Raw genomic sequence first — 21494 nt, 5'->3', positions numbered from 1 at the left:
ATTATTTCCCCTTTCATTCATTTTCTAGATTTGAATAGACCTTTTTCAGAAGTTCAGCTAAAGTATCCATTTCTTCCTGTGTTAATCCCTTCATCATGAGACGATTGGATTCAGCCATATTCTTTTTTGCCTGTGCACAATGGCTTTCACCTTTTTGTGTTAAGCAGGCAACTTTAATTCGCTTATCCTTAGAATCATCACAACAATGAATAAGATTCTTCTCCTGAAGTCTTCCTAGAAGTCCCGCAGTTGTTGATTGAGCTACATGTAAGTCTTTCTCAATCTCCTTAAAGGTCATTCTCTGATCAGGTGCGTCCTGTAATTTCAATAAAACATGGGACTGCATTAAAGTTAATCCTTCTTTTCTTAAAGAATTATTCGCACGCTTCTTTAAACAGTCATTAATATGCTTAATATAGCTTACTACTTCACTTTCTCTCATCAGTTTACCTCCTTCTGCGCATTAGAATGATAGTACACTTTCAATCCAATGTCAATAGTATGCTATTAAATATTAAATTATAAAAAAAGAAGGACCTAGTCCTTCTTCTCAGCCCTAGATTCACAATAATAACATCTATAGATACGTTTCTCTCTATTTGCAAGATAGAACACCTGATCTAAATCTCTTTCTACAGATGTAATACATCTTGGGTTCTTACATTTAGCCACATTAATGATTTTTTCAGGAAGCTGTAATTTCTTCTTTTCTATTGTTTCACCATTCTTAATAATAGAAACAGTAATATTAGGATCAATATAACCTAATACATCTAAATCAACATCAAAATCGTTATCAATCTTGATGATATCTTTCTTACCCATCTTATTAGAACGGCAATTCATGATGATTGCAACCTGACAATCTAACTTACCTAGATCAAGAGCATCATATACTTCTTTTGCTTTACCAGCTGCAATATGGTCAATCACAATACCATTTTTAATACTGTCTATTCTCATAATCTTTCCACCTCATTCTGTAATCCTAATAAGCTTAAGATCAATGCCATACGGATAAAACGTCCATTATGAGCCTGTCTGAAATAAGCAGCTCTTGGATCTGCATCGACTTCAGTCTTGATTTCATTGACACGTGGAAGTGGATGCATAATAATCATATCTTTCTTTGCAGCCTGTAATTTTTCTTCATCTAAGATATAAGTATCTCTTAAACGGATATAATCCTGTTCATTGAAGAAACGTTCCTGCTGTACTCTTGTCATATAAAGAATATCTAATTCTGGCATGACTTCTTCCATGCTACGTACTTCTTTATATTCAATACCCATTGGATCAAGAATGTCTTCTTTTAAGTATTCAGGAAGCTTTAATTCATCTGGAGAGATGAATACAAACTTAGTGCCTTCATAACGTGACATTGCTTTTAATAATGAATGAACTGTACGTCCAAACTTCAAGTCACCACAGAAACCTACTGTAAGGTTCTTTAAAGTGCCTTTTTCTCTCTGAATAGTTAATAAGTCAGTTAATGTCTGAGTAGGGTGATTATGTCCTCCATCACCTGCATTAATTAAAGGTACAGTGCATGTTGATGAAGCCACAACTGGAGCACCTTCCTTTGGATGACGCATTGCGATAATATCACAATAGCCGCTAACTACATGAATTGTATCTGATACTGTTTCTCCCTTAGAAGCACTAGATACGTTTGCAGTTGGGAATCCTAATACCTTTCCTCCAAGTGATAACATAGCACTTTCAAAAGATAGTCTTGTACGTGTACTAGGTTCGAAGAATAGTGTTGCAAGAATCTTATGTGCACATACGTCCTGATAACGTGTACGGTCTTTGATGATATCGTTTGCGAGTGCGATTAAATCATCAATTTCTTCAACAGATAAGTCCATTGGATCAATAATGAATTTTTTCATGGTGAGCTCCTTCTTTATAAACTTGTTTTAATTCCTATCTATTATATCACAGCGCCTCTATTTAAACAGTTTTTTCTAATAAAAACGTTTAATTGATATATTAACTATATTATTATGATATAGGTAAGGAGAAAGATTATGACTGAAAAAGAAAAAATGTTGAAAGAAATGTTGTATAATGCCAACAACGATAAAGATCTACTTAAAGAAAGAGCAATCGCAAAAGATTTATGTTTCAAATTTAATCAACTGATGCCTTCTGATACAGTAAATCAAAAAAAGATACTCCATCAATTATTAGGACCTATAGATGACTCTACTTGTATTATGTCACCGTTCTGGTGTGATTATGGCTATAATATCAAAATAGGTAGACACTTCTTTGCGAACCATAATACAGTGATACTAGATGGCGCAGAAGTAACTTTTGGAGATAATGTCTTTATCGCACCTAACTGTGGATTCTATACTGCAGGACATCCAATTGATACAAAACGTAGAAATCAAGGACTAGAATATGCTTATCCTATTACGATAGGAAATAATGTCTGGATTGGTGCAGGTGTTCAGGTGATGCCTGGAGTCACTATCGGAGATAATGTTGTCATTGGTGGAGGCAGTGTTGTTGTAAACGATATTCCTAGCAACAGTGTAGCCGTAGGTAATCCATGCCATGTGATAAGAGAAATCACTGATAAAGACGAACAAACAAATTGGAATCATAATTAAAAAAGGATGTCACTGACATCCTTTTTAGTCATTTTGAGGCATAAAACCAGATAAGCTTTCAGCCAATGTAGAAATAGGCATTGTCTGTACAATTACATGACCTGGTCCCTTGACTACTGTGTTAAAGAATCCTTCTCCTCCTAGGAACTTATTCTTTATACCTTTTACAGAAACAACATCAATATGACAAGATGAACTCATTGCGACAAGATTACCTGTATTCACAACCATCTCTTCACCAGGATTTAAGTCATATTCTATAGCTGTACCATCTATCTCAATAAATAGTAAACCTGAGCCAAAATATCTATTCATGATGAACCCTTCGCCACCAAAAAATCCTATTGTACCTTTTTTAGAAAAAGAGATTTCTCTTTTTACTGTTTCTTCACTTGCAAGATAAGAAGACTTCTGAACAATAATATCTCCCTGGCTCACATCATACACAAGTATGTCACCAGGAAAAGAAGATCCTAAGGCAATCATGCTCGGCTCGGTTGCTGTATATTTATTCAAGAAAAGTGTTTCTCCTGAAAAAGCACGGCCAAATAGAGATTTCATACCACCTGATACAGTATCCATAGTTAGAGCTGGTTTCATCCATACCATTGCGCCACTATCTGTCAAAATAGATTCGCCTTGATCTAGATGAAGGATTGCGACAGGAAGTGGTTTTCCTTTAATTTCATACTTCATACAATCATCTCCTACTGATCTAATTTTAATTCATTAATTGCATCTGCTAAACCATCAGCATCTGGGTCCTTGAAGAAACATGTTCCAATAGCTTTTAATTTATCTGGGGCATTCTCCGCAACGACACCAATTTCACATGTATCAATCATCTGGAAATCATTCATAGAATCTCCAAAACCGATTGTATCCTTCATATCTCCATGATAATAATCTACAACACGTTTCACACCATCTGCTTTTGTGCAGTTCTTTAAGATGATTTCACCATTAATGAAATCATCTTCATATTTAGAGAATGTCACAATATTAAACATTGGTGCAATATACTTTACACAATCATAAAAAGCGATAGGATCAGGGGCAATAAAACCAATCTTAGTGACACCTGTCTTTTCTAAGTCAAATTGAGAGACAGGAATACGGTTTTCTTCCTGACGTTTTAATTCAAAGAATCTCTGTAATTCTACATTATCCCCAAATTCCTTATTGTGTCTCTTGTCAAAGAATTCATTCACACCTGGTGTCTGATAAATCGCATGTTCAGTTTCTAGACAGAATAAGATACCATGATTCACAAAGAGTGTCATCATTTCTGAAAGAGTATATTGATCCATATAGTTCTTAAAGATATACTTCCCATCTACCTGGACAAATCCTCCTGCACTTGCCACAATACCATCAATAGGTAATGCTTTAACATCACCTACAATAGAAGTAGGTGCTCTACCTGTACATAAGAATACTTTATTTCCCGCATTCTTTGCTGCTTGAATGGCTTCTTTTGTTTTTTCTGTTATATGTCTTGATTTTCCTACTAATGTACCATCAATATCAAAAAATAAAAATTTACTCATATACTACTCCATAATTTCATCAATCAATATAGGTTTTTCTACCTTTTCTTTACTAAAATGGAATGCACTTAATAATTCTTCTTTTCTTTCTTTTGTCCATTTACCATTATCATGAACAGTCACTAATGGTTCTCCCTGTTCTACATAATCACCAATCTTCTTATGTAGAATTAAACCAACGCTATGATCAATTTCATCTGTGACTGTTTCTCTTCCTCCACCTAGACGCATTGATACTAGTCCAAGAGTTAATGCCTCTAGATCTTCAATATATCCTGTTTCAGGCGCATAAACATCAAATATATGTTCAGCCATTGTAAACTTTTCAGGATAAAGAATATAATCGCTGTCTCCACCCTGTGCTTTTACCATTGCTTCTAAAGCATGTAATGCTTTCTTAGAAGAAATGGCTTCTTCTAGCATCTTTCTTGCTTCAGTCACTGTTTCTGCCTTTTGTGCCATCATCAACATTGTACTTCCTGCAGTTAAACATAATTCTAATAAATCCTCAGGACCATTGCCATTAAGTGTTGCAATCGCTTCTTTCACTTCTAATGAATTACCAATTGCATAGCCCAAAGGCTGGGACATATTAGAAATAGTGGCTCTTGTATCCTTATGAAGATGCTGACCAATTGTGATCATTGTACGAGCAAGTTTCTTCGCGTCCTCCAAGTTCTTCATAAAAGCACCATCACCATATTTGACATCAAGTAAAATTGCATCACTGCCTGCAGCTAACTTCTTACTCATAATAGAAGAAGCAATCAAAGGAATAGACTGAACAGTTCCAGTGACATCTCTTAATGCATACATCTTCTTATCTGCAGGATCAAGAGACGCTGTCTGACCAATAATAGCTAAATGAATATCATTCACCTGTTTAATAAAATCTTCTTCATTAACATAAATATTAAGTCCTGGAATAGACTCCATCTTATCTAGAGTCCCACCTGTATGTCCAAGTCCTCTACCACTCATCTTAGCGACTGGTACACCACATGCAGCTACCATTGGACCTAATACTAAAGATGTCTTATCACCAACACCACCAGTAGAATGCTTATCTACTTTAATACCATGAATACCACTTAAATCAATCACATCACCACTATGCATCATTTCTAAAGTCAGCTGGGCTGTTTCGTGATCTGTTAATCCATTAAAGACAACAGCCATCAAGAAAGCACTCATCTGATAATCAGGAATATCACCTTTTGTATATTCCTGGATTAATTCATGAATTTCTTCATCAGTTAATACTACATTATCTTTTTTCTTTTCAATAAGATCTACCATTCTCATAAATGTCACCTACTCAAACTGAGTTCCTACCTCGAATATATTCTTACCATTTAAATAATCCTTTACAGACATACGTTTCTTACCAGAAAGCTGTATCTCTGTAATCACAAATACACCATCTTCTACCTTTACACCGATTGCATCCTTAAAGATCTTAACGATAGTACCGTTCTTTTCATCTTTATGATGTTCCTTGGCATTAGGGCAGTTATGAATTTCACCCTTATAGATTTTTACAACCTGTCCATTATAAGTTGTAAATGTACCTGGATGAGGATATAAGCCTCTTACATGATTAAAGATTTCTCTTGCTGTCTTGTTCCAATCAAGTCTTTCATCTTCTCTCTTAATAATAGGTGCATAAACAACTTCATCAGGATTCTGTGGAATTCTATCATTTGTTTCATCAAAGATAGATGGTAATGTATCCTTTAATAATTCAGCACCAATATCAGTTAAACGATCATATACAATTTCTAAGTTATCATCATCTGTAATTGGTGTGGATTTTTGAGAGATAATATCACCTGCATCCATCTTTTCTGCCATATACATAATAGTCACACCTGTTTCTTTGCGACCATCAATAATAGCGCGATGCACTGGTGCCCCACCACGATAAAGTGGTAATAAAGACGCATGGACATTCACACATCCTAGACGTGGTGCTTCTAATACAGCAGTTGGGACAATCTGTCCATAAGCTGCAGTAATAATTAAATCAGGCTTTAGATCTAAGACTGCCTGATAGTCATTTCTAATTCGTTCTGGCTGTAATACAGGAATATCATGTTTTAATGCTTCCTGTTTCACATCACTCATAGTGAGTACTTTCTTTCTTCCTACATAACGATCTGGCTGAGTGACAACACCCACAACATCATATTTATTTTCTAGTAACATCTGCAGTACTTTTAATGAAAAAGATGCAGTTCCCATAAAAACTATTTTTTTACTCATAAAATTCCTCCTGTAATTACTTTATAATTATAACATACTCATTTTATAAGTGCTACCACACAGGAAAAACCAAAAAAACTATTGCAATCATCTAGCATTTTTGGTATTATAGTTCAGCAAACTATAGAACGAGGTGAGATTATTATGGCAAACATGAAACAGCAGATTAAACGTTATAAAAACGATAATGAAAAAAGATTAGCAAACAACGCAGTAAAGAGCGCTTTAAAGACTTCAATCAAGAAAGTATTAAACGCTGTAGAAGCTGGTGACAAAGAAGTTGCTGCTAAGGAATTTAGCGATTGCACAAGACAGTTAGATGCATCTGTAACTAAGCATATCCATCACAAAAACTATGCTAGCAGACAGAAAGCAAGACTTCAGAAGAAAATTAACTCAATCGGATAGTTGATAGAGTTTTCTATATGAAACATAAACATCCAGCATTTTACTGGATGTTTTCTTATGCCTTGCATTTAGGGTGTAAGTTTCTTAAAATATAAAGTGCGAGGTATAGAAATATGTTAAGAGAAGAAACAAAAAGTGTACAGGTAGGCAATTTAACTATTGGTGGTAATAATCATGTAGTGATTCAGTCTATGTGTAATACAAAGACTAAAAATGTAGAAGCAACTATTAAACAGATTAATGCATTGGAACAGGCAGGATGTGAGCTTGTAAGAGTAGCTGTATTTGATAAAGAGGATGCTTATGCAATTAAAGAGATCAAGAAAGGAATTCATATTCCTTTAGTGGCTGATATTCATTTTGATTATAAGCTTGCTCTTATTGCTATAGAATCTGGTATTGATAAGGTACGTATTAATCCTGGTAATATTGGTTCTATTGAAAAGGTAAAAGCAGTTGTAGATGCATGTAAAGAAAAACATATCCCTATTAGAATTGGGGTTAATGGTGGTTCTTTAGAAAAAGATATTCTAGAGAAATATGGAGAACCTACACCTGAAGGTATGGTTGAATCCGCAATGAAGCATGTAAAGATTCTAGAGGATCTAGATTTCCATGATATCGTTATTTCATTAAAGTCTTCTAATACAATGTTGACTATTAAAGCGTATGAATTAGCGTCTAAAACATTCCCTTACCCTTTACATGTAGGTGTCACTGAAGCAGGTACTGCCTTAGGAGGCACTATTAAGTCTGCTTTGGGTATTGGTACATTATTATATGAAGGTATTGGAAATACTATTAGAGTGTCTTTAAGTGATGATCCTGTAGAAGAAATTAAAGTTGCTAAGATTCTATTAAAGGAATTAGGTTTATTAAAGGGTGTCCCTACTCTTGTGTCATGTCCCACTTGCGGTCGTATTCAGTATGATTTGATTCCTATCGCTAAAGAGATGGAAGATTTCTTAAAGGATATTCATCTCAATATTACAGTCGCAATTATGGGTTGTGCAGTAAATGGTCCAGGAGAAGCACGTCATGCTGATATTGGTATTGCAGGTGGTGTTGGTGAAGGTCTTCTTATTAAGCATGGAGAGATTGTAAAACGTGTTAAACAGGAAGATATGGTTCAGACACTGAAAGATGAAATCTTAAAGATGGTTGAAGAAAAAAGCGAGTAATTCATAAACTCGCTTTTTTACGTTACGTTAGATTTTCTATTTTATTATATATTTTGTGGATCTACCTTTTCCTTGAATCAGTACAACTCCCTTTTTCTCTAGTATTTTTAATAGAGAAGAGACTTTTGATTTACCAAAAGGTGTACTTGGTACTATTTCACTAATAGATTTTAGGACTGTTTTACTTAACGCTTTTAAAACAAGATGCTCATCATCTGTTAAATCAGAAATATCTTCAAAAACAGGCAATTCAATCTTTATAGTATTTTCTGACACTTCAAAACGAGGTTTCACAAAACTACTTTCATATAATTGTTTGATTCGTGTAATACCTGTTCCAAATATTTCTACAAACCCTAATCGATAGAATACATTCGCAAGATTTCTATTTCTTAAAACAGATGTTTTACCATTCAAATACTCTTCTTCAGAAATTCCTGTTGGTAGTCCACCTGGAGACACTATATCGATATGATTATCAAACATAGATATTCTAATATGAGAATTCACATCCCACATCCTATGAATAAGTCCATTCGCAATAGCTTCTCTAAAAGCTGCTTCTGGTATTTTTTCGACATTCTTTCTTTCAGATCCTTCTATCACTTCATATCTATAATAATCTCTAAATACCTCAAGCGATTTCTTATAGACTTCTAGAATAGACATATGATCAAATGTAATTCTTTTCTGAATAACACTGATATTTTCTCCAAATTTTATAATATCAACTCCAGGAAAATCATTAGTATCCGCTAATAAACCAGCTGCGTTATTATATCCATTATTATTGTCATAGAGATTAAGAGTTTTTAATGTATCGAGATTAAACGAACTGATTTGAATAGTTTTTTCTAATTGTTCTTCAAGAAAATGAAAAGTAAGATTCTGATCTTTGTATGGTAGTTCTTCAAAACTAATATTTTTCCCTTCCAATACAAGCCTTGAAAACTCTAATGTATCTACTTCTATAGTTGCAGAATCATTACGCTTATATGCTTTTGATTTATATAAGTATGGTTTCTGTAATCCACTTTTCACAATAAGTTTTATAGTCTTGTTTACTTCATTTGGTTCAAGTACATAATCTGGTTGTGGAGAAATAGTATCATTAATTTTGTTTTCAATATCTAAACACGCCTTGATTATATCTGACAACCCTTTAATATTGCCATCATCGTCAACTCCAAACAAGATTGTTCCACCATCATAGTTTGAAAAAGCACTAACTGTTTTCAAGAAAGTACTTGTGATTGTTTCTTTAAACTCTAGATTTCTTGTTTCACGCATATTTCTATCTCCTTTCCTATTCTACTACTTTAAGTATAATTAAAAAAGAGCGTAAATTCAATCGAAAACTTTTTCGTCCAAATTATTTCAATCGTAAATCAGAAAAAACACCCTTTTTGTATGATTTCCGAGTGAATAATACACTTGATTATACGAATATCAATCTCGGAATACATTCAGTATCTCACAAATGCAATTAAAATGAACGTAATTTCAATCCATTCCATTTTCATTCATACTTTATAATAAAATTAAAATTATGAACTATAAAACAGTGTTTTTTATAACACAAAACACTCATTAGATACATACATAGAGCTTATTCAAGCAAAAATACGCGTAAAAACAATCGAAGATTCAATCGAAAACTTTTTCGTCCGCGCTATTTTCAATCGTAAATTTTAAAGCACCCTCTTTGTTGGATTTTCGTTAAAATTAATAACTCGCTCGTTACATGACAGGGTAATAATATAGCTGAATTATTCAACAATACATATCAAAAACAATCGTAAATTCAATCGAAAAGTTTTACATCCAAATTATTTCAATCGAAAACTAATAAAATAAGCTATTTACGCACTTTTCGACCAAATTATGTACTTATTGAACATAAAAAATAAGCAACCAATTACGGCTGCTTATTCAAACATTTCTTTTAAACCTGGGTTGAATTCATGCTTTTTCAACATTTCAATTTCTTCTTTATAAGGTGCATTCTTTTCAATATAAGGTGTTTCTAGAATCTTAGGAACATCTTTTAAGCGTTCATTAGATACAATAGAGTCCAATGTATCAAAACCGATTGTCCCAAAACCAATATTCTCATGTCTATCTTTATGAGAACCTTGTGGATTCTTAGAGTCATTGACATGAACAACTAATACCTTATCTAAACCGATCTTTTCATCGACTTCATCAAGAATTGCATCAAAATCAGAAATATCATAACCTGCATCATTTAAATGACATGTATCTAAACATAAACCTAATAATTCAGGATAATCACAATGATCAATAATATAAGCTAACTGATCAAATGTTCTACCTAGTTCAGTGCCTTTACCTGCCATTGTTTCTAAGGCAATATGTACCTTCTGGTCTGGCTTCATTGCTTCATTTAAGCCTGATACAATCGCATCTAATCCTGCTTCATCCCCTGCTTTAACATGAGCACCTGGATGAAGAACAAGTCTTGAGGCACCAATTTCATCACATCTTTCAATTTCTTGACGTAAGAATGATACAGCAAGTTCTCTTGTTTCAGGCTTGATTGTATTTCCTAAATTAATAATATAAGGGGCATGAACAACAACCTTGTCCATGTCTATTCCCTTTTCTTTCATTAATTCTTTGGCTTCTTCTACACGTAATTCAGAAACAGGTTTACGTCTCGTATTCTGAGGTGCTCCTGTATAAAACATGAATGTATTGGCATTATAACTTAATGCTTCTTTTACACTTCCTAGAAGCATTTCCTTACCACCCATTGAGACATGTGAACCTATAATCACTGCATGTTCTCCCTTTCACGTTTTTCTCTCTGTGCCTGTTTCGCACGTTCTTTTTTCTATCTCTGAATATCTTTACGAATAATATCTCTTTTCTTTTTCTGGTAAATAGCCTGAATTTCTCTTTTTCTCTTCTTCTTATAACCAGGTTTAACCTTCTTAGGTCTCTTAATAATACGCTGAATTTCTTTTTCTAATTCAGACTGTGGCGCATTTCTATTCTTACGCTTATTACGTGCCTTGGCATCCGTTAATACACCATTACGGATTTCTTTTACTTCAAAGTGAATACCCTTCTTTTCAAGTGATTCAACCATCTGCTGATTAGATGAATCATACATAGAATAACATTCACCCTTATACTTACCACGACCACATCTACCAGATCTATGAATATAGAAGTCTCTTTCTGTTGGGAATTCCATATTAATAACATGAGATACACCATCAATATCAATACCTCTAGCCGCAATATCTGTAGCTACAATGTACTGATATTCATTATTGTTGATACGTCTCATCATCTGTTTACGTTCACGTGGTTCTAAGTCACCATGAATTTCACCGACACGATAGCCATCACTTCTTAACTGATCAGATAGCTTAGTGGCTTCTGTTCTCTTATTACAGAAGATTAAGCAGATATATGGATCAATGATATCCATGATATTCTTTAATACTGTATAACGATCATGATGCTTTGTATGAATTAAGTAATGTTTTGTATTGTCTGTTGTTTTCTTATGGGCATCAATCTGTACTAATTCTGGCGCATTCATATATTTTCTTAAGAATGGCCATAAATGTTCAGGAATAGTTGCTGAGAATACAAGCATCTGTAAATCTTCTCTCATCTTAGATAAGACTGCATCTAAGTCTTCAAGATAACCATATTCTAAAGTCATATCTGCTTCATCCACTACAAATGTAGTAGCTGTAGTGATGATTAAAGCTTGTTCATTTAAAGATAAGTCTTTAATACGTCCTGGTGTACCAATAACGATATGTGGCTGTGTAGAAAGCTTATTAATAGCCTTCTGCTTATCAGAACCACCAATTACAAGTGAGATTCTTAAATCAGGGTTTTCTTTCTTGAATTCCTTTGCGTTTTCATAGATCTGATGTGCAAGTTCTCTTGTAGGAGTTGTAATAACTGCCTGTACATAATCTGCATTTGTATCAATACGATCAATAATAGGAATTAAGAATGAATGAGTTTTACCAGTACCTGTCTGTGAGATACCAATAATATCTTTATTCTTATAAACAAGGGGGATCACCTTATCCTGGATAGGTGTTGGTGATGTGAAATGTATGTTGTTTAAAGTCTTTTTTACATAATCATTAAATTGAAATTTGTCAAATAAATCCATTATAATTCGCCTCCTTTAGCGTCTATTATCATACCATGATTTGAAAAAAAAACAAATCTAATCTCACTTATGTTAGAATTGTTTTTGAGGTGAAGAATATGAAAGTCACAGGAATTGTCCCTAGAGGATATTGTAAAGGTGTTATTCGTGCTATTAATATTGTGAAAGAGACAATAGAACAGTCAGGTCCTATTACAGTACTTGGTATGATTGTACATAATCAGTTTATTGTGGATGCATTAAAAAAGCGTGGTGCCATCACAATTGAGGATGCAAGTAAGACTAGAATGGAACTTCTTGATGAAATCAATGAAGGAACAGTTATTATTACAGCACATGGTGCAGGAGATTGTGTCATTGAGAAGGCAAAGAGTAAAGGACTCAACGTAGTGGATGCAACATGTTTAGATGTTATTAAGACACATACACTTATTAAAGAACAGTTAAAGCGTGGGAAGGATGTTTTATATATAGGTAAAAAGAATCATCCTGAAGCTGAAGGTGCATTATTGATTGATCCTAAACATATTCATTTAATTACATCTAAGAACGATTTAGAAACACTTGATAAAGATAAACATTATGTGATGACTAACCAGACAACTATGTCCCTTTATGATGTTTATGATTTATGTGAGTATGCGAAAAAAATATTAGATGTAGAAATCATGAAGGAAACTTGTTCAGCTACACAAATTAGACAGGAAGCCATTGCGAAGATGGATGAAGATATTGATCTAGTCATCATTGTAGGTGATCCTCATTCTAATAATACAAAGAAGCTGGCTTCTATTAGTATAGAGAAAGCACATAAAGATACCAAGATGATTGGAAGTCTTGAAGAGTTAGACTTATCATGGCTTAAAGGAAAGAAACATGTAGGAGTAAGTTCTGGAGCTTCTACACCTACTGTATTGACTAATCAGATTATTGATTTCTTGAAGCAGTATGATGAAAACAATCCAGATAGTTTTATTAAACCTGAAATACCTTATGAAAAGATGTTATAGGAGTGGGTATGAGTAAGAAGATTATTTTTTTTGATGTAGATGGAACTTTAGTAGATGTGAGACCTGTAAAGGAATGTATTCCTGAATCAACTATCCAGGCAGTGCACGAGACGCGTAAAAAAGGAAATTTATGTTACCTTTGTACAGGGCGTTCTCTTGCAGAAATCTATCCTTATATTCTAGATGTAGGATTGGATGGCATCATTGGTGCTGGAGGTGGATTTGTACAGATGGGAGATAAAATGTTATATCATAAGAAGGTCAGTGATGAAGATGTTCATCGTGTTGTAGACTTCTTTGAAACTAATCATTATGACTATTATTTAGAGTCTAATGGTGGTTTATTTGCCTCTAAGAACCTCATTAAAAGACTAGAAAGCATCATCTATGGTGATCTAGAAAATGATCCTGAAGCAAGAAGAAAGAAGGAAGAGGAACCTAGTCATTTTATTACTGCACTGATTGAAAATGAGAATATGTATAGAAACGATGTGAATAAGATTTGTTTCTTAGAACATGAAAGTATTCCATTTGATGAGATTAGAAAGCAGTTTAGTGATGCATTCCAAGTGATTGAATGTACTGTACCTTCATTTGGTGATGCATCAGGTGAATTGTCTGTAGCGGGTGTAAATAAGCATACTGCCATTGAAGCACTTATTAACCATTTAGGTATTGATCCAAAAGATACATATGCCTATGGTGATGGTATGAATGATGCAGAGATGTTGACATTTGTAGCTCATGGTGTTGCAGTCGGTAATGCGAAAGAAGGTTTAAAGGCTATTGCTGATGAAGTATGTGATGATATCGCGAATGATGGTATTTATAAGAATATGAAAGAACACGGATTGATTTAATCCGTGTTCTTTTTAATAGACTTCTTCTTTATATTCTATAAGTTCATCATTCTTATAAGTCACCTTGGCATGGTGATAGTGATCATCTTCCATCCAGTTTAAGAAATGATAATCTGCTTCCCATTGTGGATAATCAGGAATTAAATCATCATCCACCCATTCAAGAACACCTTCATCACAGTCTTTTAATGTCCCTTCAAAGTCATGACAAGAATAAACAAACATACCTTCATCTTCACCATAATAAAGACCTGGGAATGTGACATAACCATGACATCTAATAGAATGTACTGTATAACCTGTTTCTTCTAGTATTTCTCTTTTTACACATTCATCGGGTGATTCACCTGGTTCTAATTTACCACCTACACCAATCCATTTACCTTCATTGATATCTTTCTTCTTTTTTATACGATGAAGAAGTAATGTTTTCCCATCTTTCTTTAAATAGGCAATTGTAGTCAAAATCATCCTAATACCCCTTGAAATAGCCTGGAGAAGTGGCTTCTATAATTTCACAATCTATTTCTTTTTCTAATAATTCTTTTAATTTATGTACCATAATAACTTCTACATGATGCCCTACATCTACTAAAAGAATATTATAATCTGATGCTTTTAAACCACTATGATATTTCAAATCACCTGTGACATAAGCATCTACCTGTGGAGCGACTTCATCTATTAAATCTCCTCCAGAACCACCACAAATTCCTACTGTAGAGACTTCTTTCACTTTACCTGCATAATTGACTGATGGAATATTAAAAGCTTTCTTTACATAATCCAAGAATTCATACATGCCCATTGTATCTGGGAGTACACCCTTCTTAGTAATATTAGATTCATCGGCATCTTCAATATTTAAACATCCTAATGCTTCCATTAACCATCTATTCATGGAAATCTTATCTAGAGATGTATGCGCACTATAGAGAACAATATTATGTTTAATCGCTTTTTCAATAAAACGTCCTACAGGTGTTGTAGTATCTAAAGTCAATGTATTGAATAAGAATGGATGATGGGTAATCAGCATCTGACATCCTGCATCAATGGCTTCCTGTAGAGTTTGTAAGTCTGCATCTAAACCAATCATTATTTTATTCACTTCTGTATGAATATTGCCTGCCTGTAATCCACAATGATCCCAGTCCTCTTGACAACTTAAAGGATAATGAGATTCCATGATTTTAATAATCTGTTCTGCTTTCATAAATATCACCTTCCATTTCAAATATTATAACACAAAAAAGAAGTACCTAGAGTACTTCTTCAATTAAGGCAATAGAATGTAATACCTTTGCATATTTTTCATGTTCAGTATTTAATGAATCCAATATACGTCTTTGAATCTTTAGTTCTCTTTCCCACTTCTCAATAAAGAGAGGATCCTTCTGTTTTCTAAGGACTGGTCCAAAGAGAATATCTTTTTCATCTAATTCCTGATGCCCTTTTTTCACAACCATGATTTCATAAATATGATGAGCATCTTTGACTAATGCTTCATCAATAATCTGTAGGTTATGATTCATTAAGTATTCTCTTAATAAATCAATGGCTGTATTTGCCTGTAGGAAGAGTATTTTATCTTCTACATAGTCAAGATGAGCATCTAATATTTCACTCATCAATAAGCCACCCATACCACAAATAGAGATCATATCTACTTTCTTATCGATGATAGGATCTAATCCATTACCAAGTAATGGGATGACTTGATTTTCAAGATATAAAGACTGAATTGTTTCTTTAGAACTAGAGAGAGGTCCTTCCGCTACATCACATGCATAAGCTGATGTGATGATGTTTTCATCAAGTAAAAAACAAGGCAGATAGGCATGATCAGTGCCGATATCTGCCAGGATAGTTCCTTGTTTATGTTCTTCAATCATCCAAGCAACTTTGCTTAGACGTTTTGAATGAAGCTTCATTAGTGATCTAAGAAGTCCTTTAGACGTTTAGAGCGTGAAGGATGTTTTAATTTTCTTAAAGCTTTTGCTTCAATCTGTCTGATACGTTCACGAGTAACATTGAATTCTTTACCTACTTCTTCAAGTGTTCTTGTACGTCCATCATCTAGACCGAATCTAAGTCTTAATACTTTTTCTTCTCTATCTGTAAGTTCTAATAATACTTCATTTAATTCATCTTTTAATAATTCGTTAGATGCATAATCATCAGGGCTCATAGCACCTTCATCTTCAATGAAGTCACCTAAATGAGAATCATCTTCTTCACCGATAGGTGTTTCTAAAGAAACTGGTTCTAAAGAAATCTTCTGGATTTCTCTTACCTTTGCAGGAGTCATTCCATCCATCTTTTCTGCGATTTCTTCAGCTGTTGGTTCTCTACCTAATTCCTGAACAAGCTGTCTCTGGATACGAGTTAACTTGTTGATAGTTTCTACCATATGTACTGGAATACGGATAGTACGTGCCTGATCGGCAATTGCACGAGTGATAGCCTGTCTGATCCACCATGTTGCATATGTAGAGAACTTAAATCCTTTTGTATAGTCGAACTTTTCTACAGCCTTAATAAGACCCATGTTACCTTCCTGAATTAAGTCTAGGAATAACATACCACGACCTACATATCTCTTAGCGATAGATACAACTAATCTTAAGTTTGCAGCTGCAAGTTCTTTCTTAGCTTGTTCATCACCTTCAAGAATACGTTTTGCAAGTTCAATTTCCTGTTCATGAGTTAATAAGTCTACACGACCAATTTCCTTTAAGTACATCTTTACAGGGTCATTGATTTTAACGTTAGAACCTAACTGGTTCATATCATCATCGTCATCAGACTGGTTATACATTTTATTTGTATCACCAAAGTCCATATCTAGATCATTACCGAAATCTAGATTTGCGATATCATCATCACCTGTATCATCATCTGTATCTACTTCTAAGCCTTCAAGATCATCAAGACCATCTGCCCCTCCAGCCATGAAGTCATTATCATCTATTTCTAATGCATCTAAACCATCTTCAATTTCAATATGGTTTTCATTGATTGCATCAATAAGGTTTTCATATGCTTCATCATCTAAATCATATCTAGACTGGAAAGCATCTAAGTCATCTTGAGTTAAACGGTTGCCTTTAGCCTTAGCGGCACTAATCAGCATTTTTTCAAGTTCTTCAAGAGTAATACCCTGTACTGCTTTTTCCTTTTTTGCCATAGCTACTCCTTTTTTAAATCAATTAGCTTTTGGAGAATCTCAGCTTTTGCGCTAGGCGCAAGAACATTCTTAAACTGTTCCTGTAATTCCTGTTCACGAATATTCTTGGTATTTTCTGTAATTCTCGCAATATAATCATCAATCACTTCTTTTTGATAAGGGAGTGGAAGTGAACACTCCGCAATATCTGTCAATGCATTCACAAGGGTTGAATGAGAACTCCCAATCTTATCGATGAGGTTCGCAATATCCATTGTTTGATGCGTACGATAATAATCTCTAATATAAGCAGCTAATGCACGATATGTATCATTATGCATAAAGCCTGCTTTTGCTTCATAAATATCACTGACCTGACGGTCATTCAACATATAGAATAATAAATTCTTTTCTGCCAAAGTATATTTATCTAGAATAGGACGCTGGTCCTGAATTGTTTCAATACGATTTTGAGAAAACTGTTCACGATGTTCAATAATTGCAGAACTATTTAAAAGTTGTTCCTCAATGATTTCCTTAGGGAAATCAGTCAATGATGAAAGCTTCGTAATATAGTGTCCACGATCAATTCTATCTTCTATCTTCGCAATCTTCTCACATGCCTTTACAAGTAAGGTTTTACGATCTTCATAATTACGTAAATCAAGTTTTGAACATTCAAAGGCCATCATGAAATCAATAGGACTTAAAGTATCCTTTAAAACCGCATCAAGCCCCTCTATACCTTCTGTTGATAAGATCTCATCTGGATCTCTTCCATCAGGTAATAAGACAATCTTGACTTCAAAGCCCTGTGATGTAAGTAAATCACTTGATTTCATAGCGGCAGCCTGCCCTGCCATATCACCATCTAAGCATAAATGAATTGTATGTGTCATACGCTTCAGCATTCTTAAATGATCTTTAGTAAGAGCTGTACCCATCAAGGCAATACAGTTATCATGATGAGCACGATGCATCGCAATCACATCCATGAACCCTTCATTAATATATACAAAGCCTGCCTGACGAACTGCTTCTTTCGCACGGTGGTAATTATAAAGTGTTTTACCTTTAATAAATATATCGGACTCTGGTGAGTTCATATATTTAGAATTCTTATCCTGTGCTTTATAGACTCTTCCAGAAAAACCTACAACCTTTCCAAATTCATCATAAAGAGGAAACATCACACGATCACGGAAACGATCATAATGACGTTCATTTTCTAAAACTAATCCTGATTTCACCTGAGCGACTTCAGTATAGCCTTCCTTCTGGAAACGTTCATGTAAGATAGATTTATCTGGCGCATACCCAATTCCAAACATCTTAATGAGTTCATCATCAAAACCACGATGACGTAAATATTCAAGTGCCTGTTTACCTGATTGTGTATAGAGATAATACATATAAAGCTTCAAGGCAAAAGCGTGCATATCATAAAGAGGCGCAAGCGCCTCATCTACTTTCACAACACGCTTCTCTAGTGAATAGCCGGACATATCTACATGTCCAAACTCTGCCACTTTCATAACGGATTCTACGAAAGGAACCTTTAAATATTCCTGAATGAATGTAAAAACATTCCCTCCGTTGCCGCATACAAAACATTTATAAATCTGTCTTGATTGTGAAATAGATAAAGATGGATGATTATCATCATGGAAAGGACAGATAGCCATGTAGTTCTTGCCTTTTTTATGAAGTTCAAGGTACTGGCCCATCACATCAACGATATCTACGCTTTGTCTGATTTCATCAATCTTTTCCTGTGATAATCTTGCCATCTAATCATCCTCTTAGTTAAAACGTGTTTTATCTGCAATATAAGCTTTTAACTGATCAATTGGTAATCTGATCTGTTCCATAGTGTCACGATCTCTTACAGTAACGCTATGATCTTCAGCTGTATCGAAGTCTACAGTCACGCATAATGGTGTACCAATAGCATCCTGTCTTCTATATCTCTTACCAATCTGACCTGCCTGATCATATTCACAATAGAAGTCTTTTACTAAATCGTTATAAAGTTCCATTGCTTCATCAGACTGCTTCTTAGTAAGTGGTAATACTGCAACCTTTACTGGAGCTAATGCAGGATGGAAATGCATAACTTTTCTTACATCACCATTTTCAAGTTCCTGTTCTTCGAATGCATCTGCAAGAACTGATAAGAATAAACGGTCTGCACCTACTGATGGTTCAATAACGTATGGAAGATACTTTTCATGAGTGTCTGGATCTAAGTATTCTAAGTTCTTCTTAGAATATTCCTGATGACGTCCTAAGTCGTAATCAGTACGATCTGCAATACCCCATAATTCACCCCATCCAAATGGGTATAAGTATTCGATATCTGTTGTTGCTTTAGAGTAGAAAGAAAGTTCTTTCTGGTCATGGTCTCTGTATCTTAAGTTTTCTTTATTGATTCCTAAATCATATAAGAACTGCATACAGTCATGACGCCATTTTTCAAACCATTCTAAGTCTTCATTTGGTTTTGTAAAGAATTCAAGTTCCATCTGTTCAAATTCTCTCGTACGGAAAATGAAGTTACCTGGAGTGATTTCGTTACGGAATGATTTACCAATCTGTCCAATACCAAATGGTAATTTCTTACGTGATGTTCTCTGAACATTCTTGAAGTTTACAAAGATACCCTGAGCAGTTTCTGGTCTTAAATAGATCTTACTCTTTGCATCCTTTACAACACCCATAGATGTTTCAAACATTAATTCGAACTGTCTGATATCTGTGAAATCATGTCCACCACATTCAGGACATGCGATGTTATGTTCTCTAATAAAAGTCATCATTTCTTCTGGAGTCCATCCATCTGGATGTAATTCAGGATCATAAGCTTCAATTAATTTATCCGCTCTATGTCTTGATTTACACTGTTTACAGTCAATAAGTGGGTCATTGAAGTTACCTACATGTCCACTTGCCTGCCAAACTCTTGGATTCATAAAAATTGCAGAATCAATACCTACGTTGTAAGGACATTCCTGAACAAATCTCTTCCACCATAAGTTTTTAATGTTGTTCTTTAACTGAACACCCATTGGTCCGTAATCCCATGTATTTGCGAGTCCATCATAGATTTCTGAACCTTGATAGACAAAACCTTCACCTTTTGCATGTGCAATTAGCTTTTCCATATCTTTTGTAGCCATATTTTCCTCCTTGAGATAAGAAATGACTTAGGAATAACCTAAGCCATGAACTTTATAGTCCCACTATTTATACCCTTATAGTGTATATTTGTCAACCAATTATAAGTGTATAAAAAAAGAACCTTTCTGAAAGAAAGGTTAGATGTAAGTACGTGCGTTTAGCCAGGTAAGAATATCAGTATAAACGTTAATACGATCCTTACCAAATAATAATGCATGACGTTTGTTATCATAGATTTTTAATGTGATATCGGCCATACCTAGTGTTTTATAGTTGTGATAGATGAGCTGCGCATCTTTACCTAAACGAGTAAGAGGATCAAGTGCACCGGAGGCAATCCATGTAGATAAGTATGTTGGTGTTTTCTGATATGTCTCTTCACTGTTGGCATGTCTAGAAATCTTATAGATATCACTATAGCCTTTGACTGTATAAGAGAAGTTCGTCAATGTATCATTAGAAAATCTATTCACTAGTTGTTCATTATCTGTGAGATAAGAGAACGGATGATCTTCATTGAAACGATGTGATAACTTCATTCTGTTTCTTAATGCCAGTTTATTGAGATGATATCTTTCACCCTTCATAAGTTTAAAGAAGTTAAGACAAAGATTCTTATAGCGGTAGGCTCTGACACCGGACACTGCTCCCATCAACAACATTCCCTGGAAATAATCTCCAAAGCGTGCTGCATATTCACGAATCATCTGTGCACCTAGTCCTGTACCTATATAATAATAAGGTGTATCTGTATAACGGGCCATCATCACCTTCTGCAGATGATGCATATCCTTCATCAAATGATCAAGGACATCTGTTTTCCCAAAATAACCTTGTTCAAAATCAATTAGTGAATGACCATGTCCGACCATATCACTCACTACAACAACATATCCTTTATCACACATGAAATTCGCAAAATGATCATAGTTTGATGCATTTTCATTGAGATCATGCTGTACAAATAAGACAGCCTTGACTCTAATGATCACCTGTGGTTCATAAATGAAAAAGTGAACATGTGTATGTAGTGTTGATGTATAAGTTTCTTCATGCTTCATACATCATTCCTCCCC

The 21494-nt window shown here is 34.4% G+C and carries 22 protein-coding genes; 5 read left to right on the top strand and 17 right to left on the bottom strand.

Going from position 1 to position 21494, the window contains the following annotated elements; translation table 11 throughout:
* Nucleotides 1–13: 13 nt before the first annotated feature.
* From H8909_RS01275 to pyrB, 3 genes are all read right to left on the bottom strand, one after another.
* On the bottom strand, nucleotides 14–442 hold the full coding sequence (locus tag H8909_RS01275; RefSeq protein WP_187011544.1) for a MarR family winged helix-turn-helix transcriptional regulator: 429 nt from the start codon (nucleotides 440–442) through the stop codon (nucleotides 14–16).
* 95 nt (nucleotides 443–537) lie between these two features.
* A complete protein-coding gene (locus H8909_RS01270) occupies nucleotides 538–963 on the bottom strand; it encodes an aspartate carbamoyltransferase regulatory subunit (RefSeq protein ID WP_187011543.1) in 426 nt (141 codons plus the stop codon).
* Nucleotides 960–1895, bottom strand: coding sequence for an aspartate carbamoyltransferase (gene pyrB, locus H8909_RS01265; protein WP_022424651.1), 936 nt, complete (start codon nucleotides 1893–1895; stop codon nucleotides 960–962). Before pyrB ends, H8909_RS01270 begins: the two co-directional genes overlap by 4 nt.
* Nucleotides 1896–2033: 138 nt before the next feature.
* Between pyrB and H8909_RS01260 the strand changes: the two genes are divergently transcribed.
* On the top strand, nucleotides 2034–2624 hold the full coding sequence (locus H8909_RS01260; RefSeq protein ID WP_187011542.1) for a sugar O-acetyltransferase: 591 nt from the start codon (nucleotides 2034–2036) through the stop codon (nucleotides 2622–2624).
* A 24-nt stretch (nucleotides 2625–2648) separates the two neighbouring features.
* Here H8909_RS01260 and H8909_RS01255 read toward each other — a convergent pair whose 3' ends face one another.
* The 4 genes from H8909_RS01255 to fmt are packed head-to-tail and all read right to left on the bottom strand — an operon-like array spanning nucleotide 2649 to nucleotide 6439.
* Nucleotides 2649–3320: a TIGR00266 family protein gene (locus tag H8909_RS01255; protein ID WP_022424649.1), complete on the bottom strand. Its 672-nt coding sequence runs from the start codon at nucleotides 3318–3320 to the stop codon at nucleotides 2649–2651.
* An 11-nt stretch (nucleotides 3321–3331) separates the two neighbouring features.
* Entirely contained in the window at nucleotides 3332–4174 is an 843-nt protein-coding gene (locus tag H8909_RS01250) for a Cof-type HAD-IIB family hydrolase (RefSeq protein ID WP_187011541.1), read from the bottom strand.
* A gap of 3 nt (nucleotides 4175–4177) precedes the next feature.
* A complete protein-coding gene (locus H8909_RS01245; RefSeq protein ID WP_187011540.1) occupies nucleotides 4178–5479 on the bottom strand; it encodes a pyrimidine-nucleoside phosphorylase in 1302 nt (433 codons plus the stop codon).
* Nucleotides 5480–5488: 9 nt separating this feature from the next.
* A complete protein-coding gene (gene fmt / locus H8909_RS01240) occupies nucleotides 5489–6439 on the bottom strand; it encodes a methionyl-tRNA formyltransferase (protein WP_187011539.1) in 951 nt (316 codons plus the stop codon).
* A 144-nt stretch (nucleotides 6440–6583) separates the two neighbouring features.
* Here fmt and rpsT point away from each other — a divergent pair, with 144 nt between their 5' ends.
* On the top strand, nucleotides 6584–6847 hold the full coding sequence (gene rpsT / locus H8909_RS01235; RefSeq protein WP_055234210.1) for a 30S ribosomal protein S20: 264 nt from the start codon (nucleotides 6584–6586) through the stop codon (nucleotides 6845–6847).
* A gap of 113 nt (nucleotides 6848–6960) precedes the next feature.
* Complete coding sequence (ispG, locus tag H8909_RS01230; protein WP_187011538.1) at nucleotides 6961–8028, top strand: flavodoxin-dependent (E)-4-hydroxy-3-methylbut-2-enyl-diphosphate synthase; 1068 nt, start codon at nucleotides 6961–6963, stop codon at nucleotides 8026–8028.
* A gap of 36 nt (nucleotides 8029–8064) precedes the next feature.
* On the opposite strand, the gene H8909_RS01225 is transcribed toward ispG, so the two are convergent.
* The 3 genes from H8909_RS01225 to H8909_RS01215 form a co-directional block, all read right to left on the bottom strand.
* Nucleotides 8065–9318: an RNA-binding domain-containing protein gene (locus H8909_RS01225; protein ID WP_187011537.1), complete on the bottom strand. Its 1254-nt coding sequence runs from the start codon at nucleotides 9316–9318 to the stop codon at nucleotides 8065–8067.
* 638 nt (nucleotides 9319–9956) lie between these two features.
* Nucleotides 9957–10829: a deoxyribonuclease IV gene (locus H8909_RS01220; protein ID WP_187011536.1), complete on the bottom strand. Its 873-nt coding sequence runs from the start codon at nucleotides 10827–10829 to the stop codon at nucleotides 9957–9959.
* A 56-nt stretch (nucleotides 10830–10885) separates the two neighbouring features.
* Nucleotides 10886–12199 carry a DEAD/DEAH box helicase gene (locus H8909_RS01215; RefSeq protein WP_187011535.1) on the bottom strand — a complete coding sequence of 438 codons (1314 nt, stop codon included), beginning with the start codon at nucleotides 12197–12199 and terminating at the stop codon, nucleotides 10886–10888.
* Between the two features lie 98 nt (nucleotides 12200–12297).
* Here H8909_RS01215 and H8909_RS01210 point away from each other — a divergent pair, with 98 nt between their 5' ends.
* Nucleotides 12298–13209 (top strand): 4-hydroxy-3-methylbut-2-enyl diphosphate reductase, encoded by a 912-nt coding sequence (locus H8909_RS01210; RefSeq protein WP_187011534.1) that lies wholly within the window; start codon nucleotides 12298–12300, stop codon nucleotides 13207–13209.
* 8 nt (nucleotides 13210–13217) lie between these two features.
* Nucleotides 13218–14069 (top strand): Cof-type HAD-IIB family hydrolase, encoded by an 852-nt coding sequence (locus H8909_RS01205; protein ID WP_187011533.1) that lies wholly within the window; start codon nucleotides 13218–13220, stop codon nucleotides 14067–14069.
* Between the two features lie 12 nt (nucleotides 14070–14081).
* Here the strand turns inward: H8909_RS01205 and H8909_RS01200 are convergent, their stop codons facing one another.
* The 7 genes from H8909_RS01200 to H8909_RS01170 all read right to left on the bottom strand — a co-directional run bounded on the left by H8909_RS01200 (nucleotide 14082) and on the right by H8909_RS01170 (nucleotide 21479).
* Nucleotides 14082–14540, bottom strand: a complete 459-nt coding sequence (locus tag H8909_RS01200; protein ID WP_187011532.1) for an NUDIX hydrolase — start codon at nucleotides 14538–14540, stop codon at nucleotides 14082–14084.
* A 1-nt stretch (nucleotide 14541) separates the two neighbouring features.
* On the bottom strand, nucleotides 14542–15285 hold the full coding sequence (locus H8909_RS01195; RefSeq protein WP_187011531.1) for a Nif3-like dinuclear metal center hexameric protein: 744 nt from the start codon (nucleotides 15283–15285) through the stop codon (nucleotides 14542–14544).
* Between the two features lie 46 nt (nucleotides 15286–15331).
* Nucleotides 15332–16003 (bottom strand): tRNA (adenine(22)-N(1))-methyltransferase, encoded by a 672-nt coding sequence (locus H8909_RS01190; RefSeq protein ID WP_187011530.1) that lies wholly within the window; start codon nucleotides 16001–16003, stop codon nucleotides 15332–15334.
* On the bottom strand, nucleotides 16003–17259 hold the full coding sequence (gene rpoD, locus H8909_RS01185) for an RNA polymerase sigma factor RpoD (RefSeq protein ID WP_117459705.1): 1257 nt from the start codon (nucleotides 17257–17259) through the stop codon (nucleotides 16003–16005). Before rpoD ends, H8909_RS01190 begins: the two co-directional genes overlap by 1 nt.
* A 2-nt stretch (nucleotides 17260–17261) precedes the next feature.
* On the bottom strand, nucleotides 17262–19028 hold the full coding sequence (gene dnaG, locus H8909_RS01180) for a DNA primase (protein WP_187011529.1): 1767 nt from the start codon (nucleotides 19026–19028) through the stop codon (nucleotides 17262–17264).
* 12 nt (nucleotides 19029–19040) lie between these two features.
* Nucleotides 19041–20417, bottom strand: a complete 1377-nt coding sequence (locus H8909_RS01175; protein ID WP_129981090.1) for a glycine--tRNA ligase — start codon at nucleotides 20415–20417, stop codon at nucleotides 19041–19043.
* Between the two features lie 138 nt (nucleotides 20418–20555).
* Nucleotides 20556–21479, bottom strand: coding sequence for an alpha/beta fold hydrolase (locus H8909_RS01170; protein ID WP_187011528.1), 924 nt, complete (start codon nucleotides 21477–21479; stop codon nucleotides 20556–20558).
* Between the last annotated feature and the right edge of the window lie 15 nt (nucleotides 21480–21494).

Origin of the sequence: Catenibacterium faecis, assembly GCF_014306455.1 — a bacterium.
Classification (GTDB): domain Bacteria; phylum Bacillota_I; class Bacilli_A; order Erysipelotrichales; family Coprobacillaceae; genus Catenibacterium; species Catenibacterium mitsuoka_A.
Note: the sequence above shows the minus strand (reverse complement) of the source record. Positions and strands in the feature narration are given on the sequence as shown.

Bases quoted from the DNA above. Each gene is read 5' to 3' on its own strand.
- H8909_RS01275 (WP_187011544.1), bottom strand. From the start codon at position 442: ATGAGAGAAAGTGAAGTAGTAAGCTATATTAAGCATATTAATGACTGT.
- H8909_RS01270 (WP_187011543.1), bottom strand. From the start codon at position 963: ATGAGAATAGACAGTATTAAAAATGGTATTGTGATTGACCATATTGCA.
- pyrB (WP_022424651.1), bottom strand. From the start codon at position 1,895: ATGAAAAAATTCATTATTGATCCAATGGACTTATCTGTTGAAGAAATT.
- H8909_RS01260 (WP_187011542.1), top strand. From the start codon at position 2,034: ATGACTGAAAAAGAAAAAATGTTGAAAGAAATGTTGTATAATGCCAAC.
- H8909_RS01255 (WP_022424649.1), bottom strand. From the start codon at position 3,320: ATGAAGTATGAAATTAAAGGAAAACCACTTCCTGTCGCAATCCTTCAT.
- H8909_RS01250 (WP_187011541.1), bottom strand. From the start codon at position 4,174: ATGAGTAAATTTTTATTTTTTGATATTGATGGTACATTAGTAGGAAAA.
- H8909_RS01245 (WP_187011540.1), bottom strand. From the start codon at position 5,479: ATGAGAATGGTAGATCTTATTGAAAAGAAAAAAGATAATGTAGTATTA.
- fmt (WP_187011539.1), bottom strand. From the start codon at position 6,439: ATGAGTAAAAAAATAGTTTTTATGGGAACTGCATCTTTTTCATTAAAA.
- rpsT (WP_055234210.1), top strand. From the start codon at position 6,584: ATGGCAAACATGAAACAGCAGATTAAACGTTATAAAAACGATAATGAA.
- ispG (WP_187011538.1), top strand. From the start codon at position 6,961: ATGTTAAGAGAAGAAACAAAAAGTGTACAGGTAGGCAATTTAACTATT.
- H8909_RS01225 (WP_187011537.1), bottom strand. From the start codon at position 9,318: ATGCGTGAAACAAGAAATCTAGAGTTTAAAGAAACAATCACAAGTACT.
- H8909_RS01215 (WP_187011535.1), bottom strand. From the start codon at position 12,199: ATGGATTTATTTGACAAATTTCAATTTAATGATTATGTAAAAAAGACT.
- H8909_RS01210 (WP_187011534.1), top strand. From the start codon at position 12,298: ATGAAAGTCACAGGAATTGTCCCTAGAGGATATTGTAAAGGTGTTATT.
- H8909_RS01205 (WP_187011533.1), top strand. From the start codon at position 13,218: ATGAGTAAGAAGATTATTTTTTTTGATGTAGATGGAACTTTAGTAGAT.
- H8909_RS01200 (WP_187011532.1), bottom strand. From the start codon at position 14,540: ATGATTTTGACTACAATTGCCTATTTAAAGAAAGATGGGAAAACATTA.
- H8909_RS01195 (WP_187011531.1), bottom strand. From the start codon at position 15,285: ATGAAAGCAGAACAGATTATTAAAATCATGGAATCTCATTATCCTTTA.
- H8909_RS01190 (WP_187011530.1), bottom strand. From the start codon at position 16,003: ATGAAGCTTCATTCAAAACGTCTAAGCAAAGTTGCTTGGATGATTGAA.
- rpoD (WP_117459705.1), bottom strand. From the start codon at position 17,259: ATGGCAAAAAAGGAAAAAGCAGTACAGGGTATTACTCTTGAAGAACTT.
- dnaG (WP_187011529.1), bottom strand. From the start codon at position 19,028: ATGGCAAGATTATCACAGGAAAAGATTGATGAAATCAGACAAAGCGTA.
- H8909_RS01175 (WP_129981090.1), bottom strand. From the start codon at position 20,417: ATGGCTACAAAAGATATGGAAAAGCTAATTGCACATGCAAAAGGTGAA.
- H8909_RS01170 (WP_187011528.1), bottom strand. From the start codon at position 21,479: ATGAAGCATGAAGAAACTTATACATCAACACTACATACACATGTTCAC.